This window comes from Pseudoalteromonas sp. L1 (assembly GCF_021728095.1).
GTDB lineage: Bacteria > Pseudomonadota > Gammaproteobacteria > Enterobacterales > Alteromonadaceae > Pseudoalteromonas.
Map to the genome: position 1 here is coordinate 249779 of NZ_JAKKCT010000001.1, position 19491 is coordinate 269269.

General features: G+C 43.1%; 8 protein-coding genes. 2 read left to right on the forward strand and 6 right to left on the reverse strand.

The annotated features are described in order from the left end of the window. Positions 1-29: 29 nt before the first annotated feature. Genes L3V38_RS01140 through L3V38_RS01150 form a run of 3 tightly spaced genes read right to left on the reverse strand, consistent with a single transcriptional unit; the run spans position 30 to position 5636 of the window. The gene (locus L3V38_RS01140) at positions 30-1451 is read right to left on the reverse strand and encodes an HlyD family type I secretion periplasmic adaptor subunit (protein WP_130150452.1); all 1422 of its coding nucleotides are present in this window, start codon (positions 1449-1451) and stop codon (positions 30-32) included. Then, positions 1448-3586: a type I secretion system permease/ATPase gene (locus L3V38_RS01145; RefSeq protein WP_237118122.1), complete on the reverse strand. Its 2139-nt coding sequence runs from the start codon at positions 3584-3586 to the stop codon at positions 1448-1450. Before L3V38_RS01145 ends, L3V38_RS01140 begins: the two co-directional genes overlap by 4 nt. 31 nt (positions 3587-3617) lie before the next feature. Continuing rightward, positions 3618-5636, reverse strand: a complete 2019-nt coding sequence (locus L3V38_RS01150) for a TolC family outer membrane protein (RefSeq protein WP_237118123.1) — start codon at positions 5634-5636, stop codon at positions 3618-3620. Positions 5637-5878: 242 nt separating this feature from the next. Between L3V38_RS01150 and L3V38_RS01155 the strand changes: the two genes are divergently transcribed. Beyond that, positions 5879-16600 carry an Ig-like domain-containing protein gene (locus L3V38_RS01155; protein WP_237118124.1) on the forward strand — a complete coding sequence of 3574 codons (10722 nt, stop codon included), beginning with the start codon at positions 5879-5881 and terminating at the stop codon, positions 16598-16600. A 277-nt stretch (positions 16601-16877) separates the two neighbouring features. On the opposite strand, the gene L3V38_RS01160 is transcribed toward L3V38_RS01155, so the two are convergent. From L3V38_RS01160 to flgA, 3 genes are all read right to left on the reverse strand, one after another. Beyond that, positions 16878-17309, reverse strand: coding sequence for a flagellar protein FlgN (locus L3V38_RS01160; protein ID WP_130150455.1), 432 nt, complete (start codon positions 17307-17309; stop codon positions 16878-16880). Then, positions 17302-17622 (reverse strand): flagellar biosynthesis anti-sigma factor FlgM, encoded by a 321-nt coding sequence (flgM, locus tag L3V38_RS01165; RefSeq protein WP_130150456.1) that lies wholly within the window; start codon positions 17620-17622, stop codon positions 17302-17304. Before flgM ends, L3V38_RS01160 begins: the two co-directional genes overlap by 8 nt. Before the next feature lie 78 nt (positions 17623-17700). After that, complete coding sequence (gene flgA, locus L3V38_RS01170; protein ID WP_130150575.1) at positions 17701-18405, reverse strand: flagellar basal body P-ring formation chaperone FlgA; 705 nt, start codon at positions 18403-18405, stop codon at positions 17701-17703. Between the two features lie 142 nt (positions 18406-18547). Between flgA and L3V38_RS01175 the strand changes: the two genes are divergently transcribed. Then, positions 18548-19480: a chemotaxis protein gene (locus tag L3V38_RS01175; RefSeq protein ID WP_130150457.1), complete on the forward strand. Its 933-nt coding sequence runs from the start codon at positions 18548-18550 to the stop codon at positions 19478-19480. Positions 19481-19491 lie beyond the last annotated feature (11 nt).

Sequence of the window (19491 nt, forward strand, 5' to 3'; positions counted from 1 at the left end):
ATTACACTGGCGTGAAGGGCATTCATAGTTTACCTCTCGGTCATGGCTAATGAGGTTGCTCTTAAAATGGGTTTAAATAAATACTCAAGCACGGTTTTTTTTCCGGTAATAATATCGACCTGAGTTGTCATGCCAGGGATAATCGTTAGATTGTCGGCAAAGTGGTTTCGGTTCGTTTTCAATTGCACTAAATAAAAAGTGTTATCTCTATCATCGGTGATAGTATCAGCACTGATGTGAGTTACCTGGGCTTCAAGGCCACCATAAATAGCAAAGTCATAAGCACTGAACTTGATCATAGCCTCTTGCCCTGGCTGCAAAAACGCAATATCTTTTGGTAAGATTTTCGCTTCAACAACGAGCTGGTCATCTAAGGGAATAATTTCCACAGCATCACTACCAGGTTGTAAAATGCCGCCAACTGTATTTACTAATAAGCGTTGAACGGTCCCATTGACGGGGGAGCGGATCTCAGTTTGCGTAACCTTATCTGCCAGTCCTGACTCTGTTTCTTTAATGGCATCAAGGCGAAGGAGTGCTTCTGAAAGTTCATTACTCCAACGGTTAATCATCGCAAGCTCTACTTCAGTCACTTTATTTTTTGCTTCATTGATAGCCGATAAACTTCGGTTTATTGCTGCTTTTGTTCGGTTTATCTCACCTGTGTGCTCTACAACTTGGCGCTCCAAACGGATTATATCTATATCAGATACGGCACCTGAACGAAGTAATGGCCGTGTCACAGAAAGTTCTCTGTTCGCTAAACTGAGAGAGTTAGTGTGTTGTTGCAGTGCGGCTCTCGCTTCGGCATAGTCTTGGCGACGTTGCTCTAGTTGGCGCTTATGGATTGTAACTTGTTGTGTCAGCTCTTGATTACTGCTCTCAAACATGGCTTGTTCGTGTGCAACGGCATCCGGCGCTTTTTCGATTAAGTCGGGAGTAAACTCAAGTGGCTTTTTTTTCGTGAGCGCTTTAAGTCGCTCAACTTTCGCTGTTAGAGATAAAATTTTTGCTTGGTTTTCTCTAAATGAAGAGATAAAACGAGTTGGATCTATCTTCACCAATACATCACCCGCATTGACGATTTGTCCTTCTCGAACAAAAATTTGCTCTACCATGCCACCGTCGTATGATTGTACAACTTGTAGTTTATGAGAGGGGATCACTCTGCCTTCACCACGTGCAACTTCATCTAAGTGGGCAAACGCTGACCAAACAAGTAAGGCGACGATAGTTAAGCAAATTAAATACAATAATACTCTGGCACTGGCTGGCTGTTGTTGCATTTTCTCCCATTGCGCGTCAACAACCCAATCTTGAGTATTCGGCGGTGATAACCAACGAGAAAACAAATATGAAAATATAGATGGACGCTTTGCTTTTTGCTTATCCATCGCTTTATTCAAACGTTCGAATGAGCGTTGTTCAATTGGTAAGTCTTTTTTACTCATGATACTTTTCCAACCGTATGAGTCGACAAAGCAGATAAAACTTGGGATTTAGGTCCATCGGCTACAACTTTACCGTTATCTAATACGATGACCCGATCAACAAGCTCTAGCAGTGATGTTCTATGTGTAACAACAATCAGAGTCTTTTCTTGGCAGTTACGTTTTATGTTATTAATGATCTTAGATTCACTATTATGATCCAGTGCTGAGGTAGGCTCATCCATTAATAAAATCGGTGGATTGTTTAGTAAGGCTCTGGCGATCCCAACCGCTTGGCGTTGACCACCAGAGAGTAGGCGACCCTGTTCACCTACTTGCATATCAAATCCGTCAGGGTGTGAATTAATTAACTCAAATAACTGGCTTTGCTGGCACGCAGATAAAATTTGCTCGTCTTTTGCATGCCATGCACTTAGCGTTATATTGTCTTTTAAGGTGCCAAAGAATAGTGAAATTGTTTGGGGAACATACCCAATATTATGACGAAGCTCTGCAGGGTCAATTTGGTGAATATCATTGTTATCAATTAAAATTGATCCAGAATTGGGTTCATAAAGACCTAAAATAAGTTTTTCTACAGTGCTTTTTCCTGAGCCATTACGCCCTAAAATAGCGACTTTTTCACCTGCCTTTATTTTGAAACTTACACCGCATAACGCTTCATTGCTTTCATCTGAGTATTTGAATCGTACATCGTTAAACTCAATATCTCCGAGTAATACAGGGTGGCTTAGCCAGTGTTTACCAGGGGGGCGTTCGACTTCTTTTTCCATTATTTCATTTAATGAATGCATAGCAATTGCTGCATGATGGAACTGGGCAAGTACCGCCGCTGATTGGCTAATGGGTGCCATAGTTCGAGACGACAATAAATAGGCTGCAATTAGCCCGCCTTGGGTTAAGTCGCCTTCTATAATGAGATGCACACCAATCATCATGATCACCACACCGACACATTGCTGTACCCACGCGCCTGCATTGCTGATTGAAGATGAAATGAGCCGACTTTGAGCATTAACTCTAGCGATGTAAATTGTTGATTTTTCCCAATTAGATTGAGTTTTACATTCACTGTGAAAGCTTTTTACATCTTCAATGTTTGTTAAACTTTCTACTAGGACTGCATTTCGCATTGAACTGGCTTTCATTGTTTGCTCAGATAAGCTTTCAAGCTTTCTGTGTGCTGCTAATGCATAGCTCAGCAAAAGCACTGCGCCGATGATAATTGGCAGGCTAAGCTCTACCCCAATAATGGCAATAACAACAAGAAATAAAAGCACGAAGGGAAGATCAACGAGCGCAATTAAAGTGATCGAGCTAAAAAAGCTGCGAACGGCCTCGAAAGACTGAATATTACTCGCAAAGGAACCGGCTGATGTAGGGCGGTTCTTTAGTTTCATACCCAAAACTCGCTCCATGATTACCGCCGACACTTTTACATCAATTCTACTTGCGGCAAGCTCGACAAAATAACTGCGCACCAGTCTTAGTATGAAATCTGCGGTCAGAGCCAGCAGCACACCGATTGCTAACACCCACAGTGTTTCTGTCGCATGGTTTGGTACAACACGGTCGTAGACGTTCATCACAAACAGTGGCATAGCAATAGAAAGTACGCCAAGTGCGATAGCGGAGATAATGACATCTTTATAAAGGGTTCGGCATTCTTTTATCACACCCCAAAACCAGCCATCTTTTGATAGCTTTTGCAGTACCGGTGAGCGTGCATCGAAGGCAAATTCAGGTTGTGCATAAATGATCATACCTGAACTTGTTTCATTCAATTCATCAAGGCTTATCGTGACGGCAGAATCACTTAATTCTGGGTATATTACTTGCGCGGTATTATCTGTCAGGTTCAGCTTAGTGATTACACATGCTTGATTGTTCTGTAAAATTAATACAGCGGGTAATAAAGCCACATTGAGATCGCAAAGTGCTTTATGAACAACTTTGGTTTTAAAGCCTATCCGTTTCGCTGCACGTGAAAATCCGGAGGGATTTAATAAACCATTTTCCAGAGGCAAGCCGCTTAATAACGTTTCTCGGGAAAATTCGCGATCATGATAACGGCATAAAATCTCAAGGCAGTCTACAAGGCTACCACCATGGTTGAGTGCGTCATTTTCTTGCATACACTATCCATACATTAATTTACTGCTTAGCCTAAGACCAACCATTTTGTGCTGTAGCTGAGCGATTGCCAGCCTCCGTAATGACAGCTTCTATGCGACGATTTGCTGCATTTGCGCGAACGGAAATTTCGTTAATTCTTGGCTGATCTATTCCATAGCCTAAAGATGTGACGCGATTAGGCGCAATACCATATTGCTGGATAAGTAGCTCTGCGACAGAGAAAGCGCGCTTTTCTGATAGCTTGCGATTGTAAAGGGCAGGGCCTTCTAATGATGCATGCCCTTGAATTTCCACATGCTTAGTAGGGTGCTCCTTCAAAAATTCAGCTAATCTGGCGATTTCTTGCATATATTCAGGGCGCACTACACTTGAATCAGCGAGAAAAGGAATACCAATTTCGACATTACTGGTATTACTGCGGTATTTTGTGCAACCTCTGTCATCGACTTCTGTAAATGCTGGGGTCGATGGGCAGTCATCTTGCTCATTTGCAATACCATCATTGTCATCATCAGCAAAGGTTGTTATGGGTGCCTGTGGTGCTGGTGTGGCAGGAATGTTCAAATAACTTGGCATCGCAGTCACACTCATATATGCGTTATCTTGCTTCTTTTTTTCTTGCAAAAACGCTTGTCGTCCCAATGTTGCTGCAACATCGTATTTAGGGCAAACATACTCAGCATTATGCGCAATTGGATCATCGGTAAGTTCACTTATTGATGGGAACTTGTCAGATTTTACATTCAATGTTTCTAGTAACTTACCCATCTCTGCAAGCATGGTTAAGATCGCAGTTTGACGGTCGTAAAGTGCCGCTGTATAGGCTCTATTTGACTGAAATGATTCGTTCTCTGCGTCAAGTACATCAAGTAAGGTGCGCTGACCAATATCAAACTGATCTTTATACGCAAATTTTACCTTATTAGAAGAATTTTTATGGTTTTCTAAAGAAGGGATTTTACTTTGCAGCACGAGTACATTGTTGTAAGCCACTTGAAGATTTTGTCTTATTTCGATACAGGTTTGATCACGTTGGTATTTCGCAACATTAACCTCTTGGTACGCTTGATCTAAGTTAGCACTATCACGACCACCACTGTAGAGATTATAGCTAATATCAATACCCACTCGTGCTTCAGATTGTGTTTCATCTAACCCCAGCTCGTTTCGGTCTTGCATACCGTAACGTGCTGATAAATCGACATTAGGATGAAAAGCGGCGCGTTGTGAGTCGGCGTTAGCTTGTTGCGCTTCTATATTATATAAAGAAGCATAAAAGTTAGGGCTGTTTTTATAAGCCAGATCCAGTGCTTGATTGATAGAAATAGGGATAGCATCGTCACTGAGTTTTGCTTTAACAACTCCTTTGGTCGGCAATTCGCCAACAATACGTAAATAGCGAGCGCTTACATCATGTAAGTTTGCATATTCGGTCATGACATTTGATTGAGCAAGTGATAAACGACCACTAATTTGTTCTAAGTCAGCGGCACGTGCCACACCGGCCCCAACACTTTGTTCAATTTGTTGGTACACCGATTGGTGTTCTTGTAGGTTGTTTTCTGCAAGTTGCACCAGTTCGGTAAATTTTTGTACATCTAAGTATGCGACACTAGCTTCAAGTGCTGTTTGCTCAGCTTGAGTAAGGAGCTCAAAGTAACGAATTAGCTGAATGCGTTCAAAGCGTCTTACCGTGTTCGAAGTTCGAAAGCCATCATAAAGCATCTGTCCTAGCGTTAATTCAGCTGTATTACGATTAAACTCCTCATCAATACCATAATTTCGCTTTTCATATCCTGCACTTGCAGATACATCTACCGTTGGTAAGTAGCCTGAGCGTGCTGCATCAATGCCATGCATCGACGCTTTAAATGCATGCCATGCTTGTTGGACTTCTGGGTTGCTTGCAATGGCTTTATCGGCGACATAATTAAGTGGCATAGATGAGGTTTGCTCTGCTTGAGCATTTAAAATACATCCGTTTGCAACAAAAAATAAAGCGATAGCACTGGTGAGTTTTCTATTAGTGAACTGTTTATTTATAGCCATATTATCCTCTTTTTTGACTAAATTTTATTCACGCTAAGTTAAGGTTTAGCTAACATTTTGAAATACTGCAACTACTACTATTGTTTAAATTTAAACTTTTATTTTGAATTTATGTCCCTGTTTTAATGGTTAAATAGTATTAAATAAGTGGCTGACCTGTACCATAGTCCAGTAACTAAGTACTGATTGTTTACTAGGCTTTACTTATATAAAAGTATTACTGGTACGTTGGGGAACAGCAAATGGATGCAAATCAGTTATTAGTTATCGATGTTCAAGGGTCTGCGGGGGTTATCCAAGCCGATGGCTCTATCAAGGCACTTGAAGTGGGTGATGTGATCACCGTGGGTGACACTGTTGTAACGGCTGAAAAGTCGACTTTAACAATAGATGTACAGGGCGAATCATTATCAATACCGGCCAGTAAAAGAATCACAATTACTCCCGATTTAGTTGCTAAAGGCAATCAAGATAGTTCTGAAAATACGGTGTTTGATGAGTCTATAGATGATGCGATTGCAAGTTTAAACCAAGCAAACTCAACGCCACCTCAGCAACAAGCAACTGGCGATATCAGCGACTTTCTACAAGCCTTAGAAGGTGATGGAGACATTCTTGAGAATTTAGAAGCAACCGCAGCGGGCGGCACTGGTGGTGCTACGTCAGGTGGTGGCACGTCCTTTGTTGAGCTTGCTCGTATTGCAGAAGGAATAGATCCCTCAGGTTTAACATTTGATGACAGCCTAAATGCAAGTAGTGATGGCATTTTTACGCCAAGGGATACCACCGATGGTGTTGTACCTAATGACGCTTTGGCAACATTAAGCGTTAATGAAATCGGCAATTCGAACAATCCTCAACCGGTTATTTCGGGTATAACAGAGAATCTTGTAGGTGAGACATTAACTGTCACAGTCACTGATGTGAATGGCAACACTCAAGTTGTTACTGTGATTGTCCAGCCTGATGGTACCTTTACGACTACACCGCTAGACCCCTTACCAGACGGACCCATTGTGATTGATGTGGATGTGATCGATCCTAACGGTAATCCACTGAATGATAATATCTTGGCAAATATAGATACAACGGGCCCTCAAGTGCAGCTCAATGCGCTTAATGACTCTGCTTCACCTAATGTTGAGATTTCGGGCACTGTTTCAGGCATTGAAGTGGGTGGAGATGTCACAATCACTGTGACTGATAGCCAAGGACGAGTACAAACCATTGTGACTCAAGTTGATGAACAGGGTAATTGGAGCATAACAGCGCAAGATCTTTCTGAAGGGCTATACAATGTTGTCGCCTCAGCAATTGACGAAGTAGGTAATGAGGGAGTTGATACTGATAGCAGCCTCATTGATTTAACGCCGCCTGATATTACGCTTATCGCGATTGCCGACACTAACGATACCACACCTACATTTGTAGGACGGGTTGATGATGTGCCAGAAGGAACTCAAGTACGTATTCAAGTGGTTGATAGTAATGGTCAGTCACAGATATTTACGGCTATTGTTGGCGCTGATGGTAGTTACACGGTAGATGCGACGGCGGGATTTCCTGAAGGTGCATTTACCGCTATCGCGACAGTGGTGGATCCTGTGGGTAATAGTGCGTCGGCCAATGCCAATGGAGAAATCGCATTTTCTCCAATTTCAATAACAATCAACTCAATTGCTGATAGCAATGACCCAACGCCATTTCTTAGCGGCCAAACCGAAGGAGTTGCGGCGGGCACAACCATCATGCTGATGATCACCGCCAGTAATGGACAAGTCATTAACTTGCTTGCAGTTACTCAAGCTGATGGTAGCTGGTCACTGCAAATGACAGAAGCGCTTCCTGAGGGGGACTTTACTATTGTAGCAACTGTTCTGGATCCTCAGGGCAATGAAGCACAGGCGACAGCGGTTGGGAATGTCGATTTAACGGTTAGCATTAACTTTATTATTGATACAAACGATACGACCCCTGTAGTGACAGGCTCAACTCAAGATGTTGATGCAGGTACAGTGGTTACCGTTACGTTCATTGGTAGTGATGGGGCTACAGAAACACTACAAGTGATTACCGATGCAAACGGGGATTGGTCAGTAGAAGCAACAACACCGCTGGTTGAAGGAACGTTCACTGTTACAGCAACAGTGACGGATGCGGTTGGTAATACGGCAACCGCGACTGAAATAGGCGAAATAGACTTAACTGATCCTATTATTTTTATAGACACATTAAATGATACTAATGACACGACGCCGACTATCTCAGGCTCCGTTTTAGATGTTCCTGCAGGAACAACAGTGACATTACTGGTCACAGACAGTGGCGGTAATGCACAAACACTCACAACAACAACGGATGCAGATGGTAATTGGCAAGTTGATGTTATAAATGATTTAGCTGAAGGGGACTACACCGTTACTGCGAGTGTTAGCGATGAGGCTGGTAATAATAGTACGGCCACAGCAACGGGTACAGTTGATTTAACACCGCCAATAATAACAATTAATACCATAGGTGATGTTAATGATTTAACGCCTACTATAGATGGCACAACACAAACCCTAGATGCCGGCACTGAAGTCACGATTACTGTGACCGATAGTAGCGGAGCGCAGCAGACTTTCATAACCACGACAAATGCTGATGGTAGTTGGTCAATAACCCTAACCGAGCCCCTTGCTGAGGGAGAGTTTACTGTTGTAGCCCAAACGCAAGATGCAGCTGGTAATACTGCGCAGGATACCGAAGTCGGTGTGATTGATTTAACTGGACCAACTATAGAAATTAATGATTTTACCCCGTCAAATGACGTAACGCCTATTATTTCTGGGGTGGTGAGTGGTGTTGATGTTGGTACGCAAGTAACAGTAACTTTAGTGGATAGTAACGGCAATCAACAAACATTAACTGCCACCGTTAATGCTGATAATAGTTGGCAAGTTGGTGCCAACCAAGCCATTGTTGAAGGGCCGTTTACAATTACGGCTACGGTAAACGATCTGGCTGGTAATCAAGCAACAGATACTGCACAAGGCATTATAGATTTAACCGCACCGATAATTACATTAGACGATCCTGGCAGTAGCGCTGATACAACTCCGACTATTTCAGGTGTCGTTGAAGGTGTTGACGAAGGCACTGCGGTGACCATTGTTGTGGTTGATGCAAATGGTAATAGTCAAGAATTAAGCGCAGTGACAAACATCAATGGTGGTTTTTCAGTTGATGCTGCTACAGAGCTTAGTGAAGGTCAGTATACCGTCACCGCAACAGTTGCAGATGCAGCTGGAAACCAAGCTTCTGCAACTGCAAATGGGTTAATTGATTCATCATTACTCACCATTACTATTGATGCAATCGGTGAAACAAATGATACCACCCCAACCATTTCAGGGACGACAATCAATGCTGCTCCAGGGAACGTAATCACGGTTGTTGTTACGCCTGCCTCGGGACCTGTGCAGAGCTTTGTGACTCAAGTCGGCCCTGATGGATCATGGAGTATTGAGGTGCCTACCGCGCTTGCTGAAGGTGAAGTTTCGATTGATGCGACTGTGACAAACTCTGTTGGAAATACGGCTAACGAAGTTATTAGCGGTATTATTGATATCACTGCGCCTGTGGTTTCTATTGATGAAATTGGTGTCACAAACGATAGTACGCCAATCATCACAGGTTCAGCAGAAGGTGCCTTAGCGGGAAGTACAGTGACAGTAACCGTGTTTGATTCTGTGAATAACAGCCAAACTTACACAACAACGCTGGATGCACAAGGTAATTGGGTTGTACAAGTTACAACACCTGTCAGCGAAGGTAATTTTTCAGTAACTGCAAGCGTGACTGATAACGCAGGTAATACAGGGCTCGATACTGAGATAGGCACATTAGATTCTACAGCACCACTAATAACAATTGATAACCTTGGCACAGTCAATGACCCTACACCAATTATCAGTGGTACAACAAATGAACCTGCTGGCAGTGTTGTACAACTGACGGTAAGTAACGGGGTTGATAGTTATGTTTTTACTGCCATTGTCAGTGGCGGTGGCACGTGGGCTGCTGAGGTACCTGAAGAATTACAAAATGGTACATTTGATATTGTAGCGTCGATTACTGATGCGCAGGGCAATGAAGCTGTAGCAACAAGTTCGTTTGTTTTAAATGCCAGTGCGCCAAGTCTTTCAATTGATACAATTAACGATACCAATGACACTACACCAACCATCAGTGGTACATCGGATGCGCCTAACGGTACCGTGGTGTCTATTATTGTCGAAGACAGTAACAGTAATTTGCAAGCCTTATCCGCCGTCGTTCAAAATGGAATTTGGGTAGCCAATGTCACATCGCCATTAAGTGAAGGGGCATTTTCTGTATCAGCTTCCGTTACTGTTAATGGTATAACTGGTGATGCAACAGCCCAAGGTCTTGTTGACATAACGCCACCAACAGTCAGTATTGATGCACTGGCTGATACTACGGATATTACCCCACTTATATCTGGACAAGCTTCAGGCTTGGCTATTGGTAGTGTTGTTACTTTACAAGTGACTGATAGCGCTGGAAATACTCAATCATTAGCAGCGGTTGTTGGTGCCAATGGTAATTGGTCTGTTGAAGTAGAGACAGGGTTAGCTGAAGGTACTTTCACCGTTGAAGCCACTGTCGCAGACACGGCAGGCAATACAGCTTCAGACACTGCCACAGGCGTTGTCGACTTAACTGCACCTCTTGTCTCAGTTAATGGTCCTTTCCTAACAAATGATGATACGCCACTTGTAACTGGTACCTCTGATTTAGCGAATGCAAGTGTTGAAGTAACATTTACGGATGTGAATGGCGATAGTCATATTGTTGTCGTGCAAACGGACAGTAACGGAAACTGGAGTGCAGAGGCTTCGCAGTCACTCGCAGATGGTCGTTATAATGTTTCAGCAAGCGTAACGGATGCTGCCGGTAATACAGGTACTGATACTGATAGCGGTGTGATTGATACAATTCCTCCACAGCTTGCCTTTGAACCTACCTTATTATTAGGTCAATTGATTACTTTGAGTGGTACATCAGATTTACCGGCAGGAAGTGTGGTTACGGTTACTCAAAATTTAATTGGTGCACCAGCAGTCACAACAACCGTGACAACAGATGCTAATGGGAATTGGTCATTAACGGGGTTGAGTGTGCCTATTGTTAATTTGGCATCTATTACAGCAACCGCGTCAGATGCTGCAGGTAATGTCACAACAATTACTACAACTGACTTTGATGATACACCGCCGATTTTAACTGTCAGTGTAGATGCTTTAACTAATGATAATACTCCCCTTATTTCGGGCACCACTGATGCTGACCAAGGCGCGCAAGTAACCGTTGTTGTTACTGACCAAGCAGGTAATAGTCAAACACTCAATGCGACTGTGAATGCAAATGGTGAATGGTCAATCAGTCCGAATGTGATACTGGCAGATGGCACATTTACTGTCAGTGCCAGTGTACAAAATAGTTTTGGTAATACCACAACAGAAACAGCCAGTGGCGTTATTGATACTGTAGCACCGAGTTTAACGCTTGATGGCGTTGGGAGTGGCAATGATGTAACACCTGTACTGAGTGGCACCAGTGACGAAATAGGTGCGACCATTAATATAGAAGTAACTGATAGCAATGGGACACAGCAAATTAGTGCAACAGTGGCAAGCGATGGCACATGGTCTGTAGAAGTGCCAAATGGTTTAGCTGAAGGAAGTTACACTGTTACTGCATCAGTCAGTGACGATGCAGGTAATACGACAACCCAAAACGCGACAGGTGATATTGATATTACCTTGCCTATAGTCACTGTGAATAATAACGGATTAGGAAACGATAGCACGCCATTATTAAGCGGCACATCTGGTGAGGCAGCAGGAACAGTTGTCAACCTTACAGTGACCGATATCAATGGTGATACGTATGATTTAACCGCAACGGTTGATGCAAATGGTGATTGGCAAGTAGAGGCGCCTTCACTCCCTGATGGTAATTACACCGTTTCAGCGAGCATAACCGATGATGCCGGCAATATTGGCACAGCATCAGGCACCGGTAATATAGACACTGTTGCCCCTGCGATTTCGATTAACAGTCTTGGTACTGTAAACACAAACACACCTACAATTAGTGGTACCTCAACAGAGCCGCAAGGCACACAAATATCTCTGATTGTGACTGATTCTAATAACGTTGATGTGTCTTTAACGGCTGTCGTTGATAGCAATGGAGATTGGTCGGTTACATCTATGGTATTAGCTGATGATGACTATACTGTTGTAGCCACAGTCGCAGATCCTGCAGGTAATACTGCCAGCGCCTCAAGTGACTTCACTGTTAACATCAGCGCGCCGAGTATGTCAGTTGATGCGATAGCCGATACGAATGACACAACTCCTACAATCACAGGTACTACTTCGGCGCCAAACGGCTCGACAGTGACCGTAGTGATTGATGATGGTACTAACCCGCCACAAACATTAACTGCGACTCTTCTTGATGGCATTTGGTCTGTGACACCACCTACAGCATTAGCAGAGGGTAATTTCACAGTGACGGCAACGGTTACCGTTGGAGGTGTTGATGGTGAGGCGTCAGCGATAGGCGCTGTTGATTTAACAGCACCTACTATCAGTATTAACAATATAGGCAGTACAAATGACGATACACCAACAATTAGTGGGATCACTGATGCAAGTGCTGGCAGTACCGTTACATTAGAAGTCACGGATTCACTTGGCGGCATCCAAACGATCACCGCGACTGTGCAGGCTAATGGCACATGGTCGGTTTCGCCGAGCATAGCATTAGCAGAGGGCAGTTTTACAGTTAACGCCAGTGTATTTGATGTTGCAGGTAACGAAGGTACGGCAACTGAAACAGGCTTAATAGATACGACTGTGCCAACAATCGTGATTGATCCACTCTCTGATACAACAGACGTAACACCACTGATCAGTGGGCAAAGTAGCGGCGCTTCAGTAGGTACGCTTGTTACACTAACCATTACAGATGGTGCAGGGCAAGAGCAAATCGTTACCACGCAAATACAACCTGGCGGTATGTGGTCGGTTGAGGTAACCACACCATTGGCTGAGGGTGAATACACTGTTAATGCGACACTCGAGGATGCTGCTGGTAATCAAGGCACGGATACAGAAACAGGAAATGTAGACCTTACTGCGCCTAATATCACTATTGATGCACCTGAATTAACTAACGATAATACACCGACAGTAACCGGTACGTCTGATTTAGCAAACACGCAACTAGACGTGACCTTTTTAGATGCTAACAGTGTTAGTCATATTGTTACCGTAACCACAGATGCATCAGGTAACTGGAGTGCAGATGCAGGTCAAGCGCTTGCCGACGGTAGCTATACCGTATCAGCGACAGTTCAAGATAATGCGGGCAACACCGGCACAGCATCTGATAGTGGTGTTGTTGATACTATTGCACCTGATATTCGCATTATACCTTCGTTCCTATTAGGTAATTTAGTAGGGCTATCTGGCACATCTGATTTACCTCAAGGCAGTGTCATTACCATTACTGAGCAGTTAGTAGGCGGCTTAGTGGGCGCAACTTATACGGCTACCACTGATGCGAATGGCGATTGGGAGGTTGCAAATATCACTGTACCGCTACTTAACTTAGCTTACGTAACGGCCACTGCCACGGATGAAGCAGGGAACACCGCCACTGTGAGTACATTAAATTTTGATAATGTTGCTCCTGTATTAACACTTAATGTTGATTCTTTAACAAATGACACGACGCCGACTATCTCAGGAACAACTGATATGGGAGAAGGTACTGTTATTAACATTACCGTCACTGATAGTGCAGGTGGATCGCAAAGCTTTACAGCGACAGTATTAAATGACCAAACATGGTCTGTTGATGTCCCTTCAGCGCTTGCAGAAGGTGGCTTCACGGTGACAGCGTCGGTTAGCGATGAAGTAGGTAATTTAACCACGGAGCAGGCTTCGGGTGTGCTAGACAGTGTAACCCCAAGCCTAGTTATTAACGATATTGGCGCTACTTCAGATGTTCGACCAACGATTTCAGGCAGTAGTAATGAAATTGGCGGTACGGTCGTTGTCGAAGTGGCAGGGCAAACAATTACAACGACAGTGGCAAGTGATGGAACGTGGCAGTTTGTTGTTCCCCTTGATATTAGCGATGGCAGCTACACAATTACTGCCACAATTACGGATGATGCTAATAATACGCAAACAGTAACAACCCCCATTACTGTCGATACGGTTGATCCTGTTGTCACACTGGATCCGCTTGTATTAGGTAACTCAAGTACGCCAGTTATTTCTGGAACATCGACAGAACCACAAGGTACGCTTGTCGATATTAACGTTACTGATAGTAATGGCGATACTCAAACATTGACGGCAACAGTACAAATCGATGGTACTTGGCAAGTAACGCCTAGTGATTTGCCTGATGGTAACTATAGTGTGACCGCGAGTATTATCGACTCTGCGGGCAATTCAGGTAGTGCCTCAGATACCGGTGCAATTGACACCTTCGCGCCAATCCTTGTCATTAATGGTCTTGGCACAATAAACGACACTACACCAACCATTAGTGGGACAACGAGTGAACCACAGGGAAGCACGGTGAACATAACCGTTGAAAATGACGGCAATACTTATCCACTTACTGCAACAGTGCAAGCAGATGGTAGTTGGTCTGTCGATGTATCACCTGCTTTAACAGATGGGGCAGTCAGTATTACTGCAAGCATTACTGATGCAGCCAGTAATACGACAACGGCCACTGAAACAGCGACTCTTGATAGTAATGCACCTACTATCGCTGTTGACGCACTAACAGTGACGAACAATACAACACCGACTATTTCTGGCACCAGTGATGCCACAGACACCACGCAGGTGACTGTGAATGTAGAAGATGCACTTGGCAACATTCAGACCGTCTTGGCCACCGTAACAGGGGGGGTATGGAGTGTGCAATTATCGACACCATTAAGCGAAGGTAGTTTTAGTATTACAGCGAGTGTGACCGAAGGCGGGTTAACAGGCACTGCCACACGCAGTGGTGAAATCGACCTAACGGCACCTCTATTTAGTGTTAATACGCCAGATGTAACAAATGATACAACTCCTACGATCAGTGGCACGAGTGATGCTCCGCAAGGTACCCTGGTATCAATAACCGTAACAGATGCGCTTAATAATGAAGTCACAGCGAGTGCAATTGTTGGTGCAAGTGGTAATTGGTCTGTTGCACTTGCTTCCCCCCTTGCTGAGGGAGCTTATACAATTGATGCAAGTATTACAGATGCTGCGGGTAATACAGCAACAGATTCGGCATCGGGCAGCATAGACATAACACCTGCAGATGTCACGATTGATCCAATCGCTGTGACAAGTGATTTAACACCAAGCGTGACAGGTAGTGCAACAGGGGCTGCTGCGGGGAGTTTGGTTATTGTCACATTTGTCGATGCTGTGGGAGTAAGTCACAGTGTTGAAACAACATTAGATGCAAACCTTGAATGGCAGGTTGAGGCAACACAAAACCTTGCTGAAGGGGCATACACAGTAACAGCTGTTGTGAGAGACAGTGCTGGTAACAATGGTTCTATCTCAACAACGGCGGTGATTGATACGATTGCACCTATTATCAGTATCAACGCGAGTAGTTTGATACTCACAAATGATTCAACACCCACAGTGAATGGTACGTCTGATCTCGCTAACAGCAATATTATTGTTACTTTCACCGCAGCTGGTGGCGTAACGCACAGTGTTGCAGCTGTGACAGATGTGAACGGCGACTGGCAAGCAACAGCGACTCAAGCACTTGCTGATGGCACTTATTCTGTTGCTGTAAGTATCACTGATGAAGCTGGAAATACTGGAACAGACAGTAAAACTGGCGGAGAAGTTGATACGGTTGCACCTGAGCTATCTATCACGCCATCCTTTTTATTGGGTAACCTTGTGTCGCTTTCTGGCACCTCTGATTTACCTGAGGGCAGTGTTATCTCAATTACTAATCACTTGGTTGGAGGAGGCGTCAGCGCACCCTATACAGCCACGGTTGATGCAAATGGGGATTGGCAAGTCCTCAACTTATCAGTCTCGTTACTGACGCTTGCGTATGTTGAGGCATCTGCAACCGATGCCGCAGGCAATACTACAACCATATCTAGCATTGACTACAGTAACGACCCCAGTTTAGATGCGTTTAATGTAACTAATTATAATCCAGGTGTTTTAGGACTTCTTCTCCCATCAGCTTCCGGGGAGGCAGAACCAGGCACAGAAGTTTATGTTATTGGTTCTAATTTACTTGGGCTTAATTTACTAAATATTGTTGATTTATCTTTACTTAATTCAGCACCCACTGTAACCGCAGATAGTAATGGTGATTGGTTTATTAGCTTGTCAGTATTAGACTTAGGTAATGAATATTACTTTGCAATTGTTGACCCTGTAACAGGTGACTTCATTGTTAAAAATACTGAAAATGATTTAGTGGGCACTGGGGTACTCGATACTGAGCCAGATGGGGGACTTATTGGTTTAGGCAGTGAACCTTTGTTAGCTGATTTTGATGAGAGTGAAGAGCAAGTGGCACAAGGAACTGAGCCTCAACCACTTGGCGAAAGTATTGATTTGAGTTTGGTTATGACTGACACAAGTACAGATTCTACAATTGCTGAGGGGGCGACACCACTTGAACTGAGTATTGATGATGTACTCACCGATAGTGAGCAAACAGATGTACTTGCTCTTGATACTGAGAGCGAAAGTCAAAGTTTGGCATTTAATGGTGAGCCCGAAGTGACATCAGATGCAGCAAATGATATTCAAAATGACTCTGAGGAGTTAATTAAGAAACTCATCGAAGGAGGTAATAACTCTATCGATATTTAGAACGAGTTACTAAATACAAATAAAGCGCGATGAATCGCGCTTTATTTTTGACCCTAGCCAGCTGATTTTAGTAGATATAGCGTTAGGTTTTGCATAGGATACTAACGAGCAAATCTTATCTTGTAGTCGCGACTTAACGTCGCGTTATTTATAAGTAATAACTTGGGTTAATAATCAGGTTTACAGAGCTATCTTTTCGGCAAATAGCAAAGTGGTTTCTCAGAGGGGCTATCAATTTGTGGGATTGTTGTAATAAAGGAGAGATAACCTAAACGCATTACGCTTTAAGGTTATGTACAATTTTATTCTCGCCCTGAATAACACTGCCACCTTGGTCATAGGTCATAGACGATGGTGCACCAATTAAAATATCTTTTAATTGTTTTACACTTAGTTGGGCTTGATGTGCGGCATGTGCATTGACATCGTTTTTCTTTTTACAATTTGTAAGAAGCTCATTCACCTGCGTGATAAGTGAAGAAACGTCTTCATCTTGAGCATCATTTTTACTCACAAGCACCTGAACTTCTTTATCAAGCGTTTGAATTTTTTGTAATAAGGAGATTTTTTGTTGGGCAATCTCTTTTAAACCTTCACCTCGTTTTGAGGCAATGGCTGTTAGCTCATCATCTAAAAGCGCAGCAATAGACTCTAAACAAGAGACTTGCTGTGTTAATTTGCTGGCAATTAAATGATTATGATCAGCCATAGACGTCAAACTCGAATGCTGCGATGTTCTTTGCTAGTTTATCAGTATCAATTTGATACTTTCCTTCGCTGATTGCTTTTTTCAACTCAGCGACTTTTGCACTGTCAAAACCAGATGACTGCTCAGCCTTTTCTTGCAAAGATTTTAATTGCTTTGCTTGCGGTGTTAAACTCACTGAATCTGCACTGGCTTTAGGCGCAGCTGATTTAGCCGTTTGCGTGTTAAGGTTATCTTTTTGTAAATCAAGCTGTTTTTGCTTGGTATTCGTCAACACAGATGTTTGCTGACTATTATTATTGACGTTGCTTACCATTATTTTGACCTATACATTACCCAACATATGCCTTTGTATCGGCAGGCACACAAGATACTTTAACATAAATATTAAAAATTAAATATTCACCTGTACAGACTCGACACCATCCACGCGTGCATTTAATACTTTACCTGATTTTTTGTTTTTTACACGTACTAATTCATCAAGCGTACCATCTTCTAAAGCAACACCTGTTGTTTTGATTCTAAGCCCACGTATCGCTGCAATGATGGTTACATTATCCCCTTTGCACACCATACAAATATGGCTCATGACAATCGGAAGACCACTGCGGATATTACGTTTGCTCCGACTTCCTATTAGCACTGACTCATCTTGAATATATTGCGTACGAACAAATTGTTTAGGCTTCATCTCAAGGCGTAAATGTTCAGCTTTAATGACCTCTCCACGAGTTAAATTGGTTGTTACTACCACCACAGGCTCAAGTTCAATAATTCTGACATGTACATATTGCGTCCAACTATTTAAGTCTTCGCATTTAAGTTGTACGGTTACCTGCCGATTAAAAGGAGGTTCAGTCGGAACGGTTTTACTCAGCGGTAACTGGCAAGGCCTATCTGGAATTCGGCTATCAAGAGGCAGCGCGCTGACTTGTGGTGTTGAATCCAGATCAGTAATTTGTTCGCTGATAAAATCGATAGCGATTTGTTGAAGTTGCTGGTGATTATAGACTTCAGCTTGAAGTTGCGTACTAAGCAACAGGCTAGCAAGAAAATAAAAAACACTGTATCTTCGGCTTTTTTTTAACAAACTCATCATGTTTCGACTATGCTTATGGTTGAAAACAAGGTATAAATATTTTGCGTCAAAAAACAGACGCTTTGTAACCTTATGTAGCTTTAACACAAAGAAAGCAATTATTGTTCCGACTCTGGTTGTTTATCTTTAGGAGATTGAAATGGCAGGCATTTTAGACTCAGTTAACCAGCGTACTCAGTTGGTTGGGCAAAACCGCCTTGAATTACTATTATTCAAACTCAGAGGGCGTCAACGCTTTGGTATTAACGTGTTTAAAGTAAGAGAGGTTTTACAATGCCCACCGCTTACAAACATGCCAAAATCAAACGCCTATATCCGTGGTGTGGCCCATATTCGAGGTCAAACTATCTCAGTTATCGATTTATCTATGGCTGTTGGTGGCCCTGCAATCGAGAATTTAAAGGATAGTTTTATTATCATTGCGGAATACAATCGCTCAGTTCAAGGCTTTTTAGTCGGTGGTGTTGAACGTATTGTAAATATGAACTGGGAAAAAATTATGCCTCCGCCATCGGGCGCTGGCCGTTATTCGTATTTGACAGCCGTCACCGAAATAGAGAACGAGCTGGTAGAGATCCTTGATGTTGAAAAGATTCTTAACGAGATCTGCCCTGTTAATACTGAGGTCAGTGCTGAGGTCGTGGGCGAGGGCGAAATTCAAAAAGACTTAGGTGAACGCATCGTCTTTATTGCTGATGATTCTGCGGTAGCAAGAAATCAAGTTAAGCGTGCACTTGAGCCACTAGGTGTGCAAACTGAGCTTGCTAAAAATGGTAAAGAAGCATTGCTGAGGCTACGTGAAATTGCTGAACTTGATTGTCAAAACAATATTACCGAACGCGTTGGTTTACTGATATCTGATGTTGAAATGCCAGAAATGGATGGCTATACCCTAACAGCAGAAATAAAAGCCGATCCAAAATTATCGCCGCTACATGTAATTTTACATACATCACTGAGTGGTGTATTTAATCAAGCAATGATTGAAAAAGTGGGTGCGGATGATTTTATTGCAAAGTTTAACCCTGATGAATTAGCGACAGCTGTTAAAAAATGGGTTCACTGTGATTAATAATTTATAGG